Annotated in this window: 3 protein-coding genes; 1 reads left to right on the forward strand and 2 read right to left on the reverse strand. The window is 70.5% G+C overall.

Annotated elements, in window-relative coordinates:
• Window positions 1–144 precede the first annotated feature (144 nt).
• Together ETD83_RS40595 and ETD83_RS40600 are read right to left on the reverse strand one after the other, a co-directional pair.
• Window positions 145–585, reverse strand: coding sequence for an ATP-binding protein (locus ETD83_RS40595; protein ID WP_138650569.1), 441 nt, complete (start codon window positions 583–585; stop codon window positions 145–147).
• A gap of 16 nt (window positions 586–601) precedes the next feature.
• Complete coding sequence (locus ETD83_RS40600; RefSeq protein ID WP_026402937.1) at window positions 602–955, reverse strand: STAS domain-containing protein; 354 nt, start codon at window positions 953–955, stop codon at window positions 602–604.
• 250 nt (window positions 956–1,205) lie between these two features.
• Here ETD83_RS40600 and ETD83_RS40605 point away from each other — a divergent pair.
• The coding region (locus ETD83_RS40605; protein ID WP_138650570.1) for a DEAD/DEAH box helicase at window positions 1,206–3,517 on the forward strand (2,312 nt) is incomplete at its 3' end.

Consider the following 3,517-nt stretch of genomic DNA (forward strand, 5'->3'; position numbering starts at 1 on the left):
CCACCAGCCACCACCTCCAGCGCCGCGGGCGGCGGGCCGCGGGCGGCGGGCCGCGGGCGGTGGATCGCGGGTCGCGGTGGCTGTGGAACGGCGAAGGCCCCGCCTGGGTGGGCGGGGCCTTCGGTCGTCTTGCGGGCGGGCGCGTCAGATGGTCGCCTCGGCTTCGGCCGGCCAGCTCATCCGTATCTGGACCCCCTTGGGCGTCGCGGCGATCTCCACGTCGTCGGCGAGGCCGGCGATGACGGCCAGTCCCAGCTCGGCGGTGCCCTCGCCCAGGCCGTACTCGAAGTCCGCCGCGTCCGGGGGCGTCGGGAGGCCGCCTCCCGCGTCATCACCGGGGACGGTGTCGCTCACGGTCACCTCGAAGCGGCGGCCGGCGCCGCTCAACTCCAGGTGGACGGGCTCGTCCGGGCAGTGCCGGCGGTGCGCCTCCACGGCCCGCGAGCACGCTTCGCCGACCGCGAGCCTGACCTCATCCAGCAGCGGTTCAGCGACGCCGCTGCGGCGGGCCACGGCGGTCACGATCAGCCGGGCGGTGCGGACGTGGACGGGCAGCGCACTGAAGGACAGTTCAACGGTCGCCATCTCAGCTACAGGCCGCCTACTTGGCGCCCTTGCGCTTCTCCTCGGCATCGGCGATCGAGTCGTGGATGCCGAAGACCTTGGTCAGCCCCGTGATCCGGAAGATCTTGAGGATGCGCTCCTGGGTGCACACCAGCTCCAGCGAGCCGTCGTGGGCGCGCACCCGCTTCAGTCCGCCGACGAGGACCCCGAGCCCGGTGGAGTCGAGGAACTCCACCTTCTCCATGTCCACGAGCAGGTGGAACTTCCCCTTGTTGACCAGGTCGATGAGCTTCTCGCGAAGCTTCGGCGCCGTGTAGACATCGATCTCGCCCTCCACGTTGATGACGGTGAGGCCATCGTCGGTGGTGTAGTCGTTCACCTTCAGGTCCACAGATCCTCCAGCGCGCCGTGCAGCACTATCCGATCTCGATTTTCCCAGCCCCCGGGAGGTGGCCGTCCGTCGAGACTTCGCCGTGATTCAACCACGCTCCGGCGTCGTGCACGCACGTAATCGCCCACACGGACGAAAGTTCGCGCCGTCCCGTTTGACCTGCTGATCTAATGGCCAGGGCAGGGGGGACGGGCCCACCGGCGCCGGGGCGTTCCCGTTGTTTTGCCCCGGCTGGCAAACTGAAAACCTGATGGGCGTCCAAAGATCCTCTCCCCCGCTCGACCGGCTTCTCGCCGACCCCACGCGACGCGAACGCATCACCCATGTGGAGAACGTTCCCGCACGTCAGGGCCGCCGCGCCGAATGGCCTGACTGGTCGCCGCCACTGCTGGTCGAACGGCTCGCCGCGGCCGGCATCGAGGCCCCCTGGGAACACCAGGCCGCCGCGGCCGAACACGCCCGCGCGGGCCGCTCTGTGATCATTGCCACAGGGACCGCGTCCGGAAAATCGCTGGCCTACCTGCTGCCTTCCGTCGAGGCCATCTATAAAGAGGAGAATCCTCGGCACGAGGGGACGATCCTCTACCTGTCGCCGACGAAGGCGCTGGCGGCCGACCAGCTCCGGGCGCTCCGCTCGCTGCGCCTCACGCGGGTGCGGGCGGCGACGTACGACGGCGACACACCACAGGACGAGCGAACGTGGATCCGGCAGCACGCGAATTACGTCCTGACAAATCCGGATATGTTGCATCGGTCGATCCTGCCGAGCCATTCCCGCTGGTCGTCGTTCCTGCGCCGGCTCCGCTACGTCGTCGTCGACGAGGCCCACGGATACCGAGGGGTCTTCGGATCGCACGTCGCGCACGTCCTGCGCCGGTTGCGCCGGCTGTGCGCCCGCTACCACGCCGACCCGACGTTCATCCTCGCCTCCGCCACCACGTCCGAGCCCGCGACGACTGCGTCCCGCCTCACCGGCCTGGACGTCGTCGCCGTCGACGACGACGCGTCACCACGCGGCCCCGCGACGTTCGCGCTCTGGGAACCGCCGCTGACGGAGCTGCGCGGCGAGCGCGGCGCCCCCATCCGCCGCACCGCCACCGCTGAGGCGGGCGACCTTCTGGCCGACCTCGTCGTAGAAGGGATTCAGACGCTCGCGTTCGTCCGTTCCAGGCGCGGCGCAGAGTCGGTGGCACTCGGCGCCAAGCGCGCTCTGCACGAAGTCACTCCCGCCTTGGCCGAGCAAGTCGCCGCCTACCGCGCCGGCTATCTCCCCGAGGAACGCCGTGCCCTGGAAGCCGCGTTGCGCTCCCGCTCGCTCATCGGCCTGGCGAGCACGAACGCCCTGGAACTCGGTGTGGACGTCTCCGGACTCGACGCCGTCCTCGTCTGCGGCTGGCCCGGCACGCGCGCGTCCCTCTGGCAGCAGGCCGGACGCGCCGGACGTTCCGGGCAGGCATCCCTTTCCGTCCTGGTGGCCCGGGACGATCCGCTCGACACCTTCCTCGTCCACCACCCGGAGGCGATCTTCGGCACGCCGGTCGAGGCCACCGTGCTCGACCCCGACAACCCGTACGTCCTTGAACCCCACCTTTGCGCTGCGGCGTCCGAAATGCCCCTCACGGAGGACGACCTTCCGCTCTTCGGACCGTCCACGGCCGATCTGCTGCCCGATCTCGTCCGGCGCGGCTTCCTCCGCCGCCGTCCCGCCGGCTGGTACTGGACGCGCCGCGACAAGGCCGCCGGCCTGGCCGACATACGGGGCTCGGGCGGCGACCCCATCCAAGTGGTCGAGGCCGGCACCGGACGACTGCTCGGCACCGTGGACGAGGCGTCCTCGCACACCACCGTCCACGACGGCGCCGTCTACATCCACCAAGGCGACTCGTTCATCGTCCAGACCCTCGACCTGGACGACTCCGTCGCACTCGTCGAATCAGCCGACCCCGACTACTCGACCACCGCCCGCGACGTCACCGACATAGCCATCGTCGAACGGCTCCGCTCCCTCTCCTGGGGCGAGGCCACCCTCTGCTTCGGCACAGTGGAAGTGACCCGCCAGGTCGTCGCCTACCAGATGCGCCGCCTGCAAACGGGGGAGATGCTCGGCGAGAAACCCCTCGACCTCCCGCCCCGCACCCTCCGCACCCGCGCCGTCTGGTGGACGCTCTCCGACGCGCAGATCTCCCGCCTGGACGACGCCGACCTCGACATCACCGGCGCCGCCCACGCCGCCGAACACGCCGCCATCGGCCTGCTCCCCCTGTTCGCGACGTGCGACCGGTGGGACATCGGAGGCGTGTCCACGGCCGTCCACCCGGACACGGGGCTCCTCACCGTCTTCGTGTACGACGGCCACGAGGGCGGCGCGGGCTTCGCCGAACGCGGCTACGCGGACGCCCCCGCCTGGCTCCGCGCGACCCGCGACGCGATCGCGTCCTGCGAGTGCGACACCGGCTGCCCGTCCTGCATCCAGTCCCCCAAATGCGGCAACGGCAACGACCCCTTGGACAAACACGGCGCCTTGACCCTCCTGGCCGTCCTCCTATCCGAGGCCCCCAACCC

The sequence above is a fragment of the Actinomadura soli genome (assembly GCF_005889715.1).
In the GTDB taxonomy this organism is placed as follows: Bacteria; Actinomycetota; Actinomycetes; order Streptosporangiales; family Streptosporangiaceae; genus Spirillospora; species Spirillospora soli.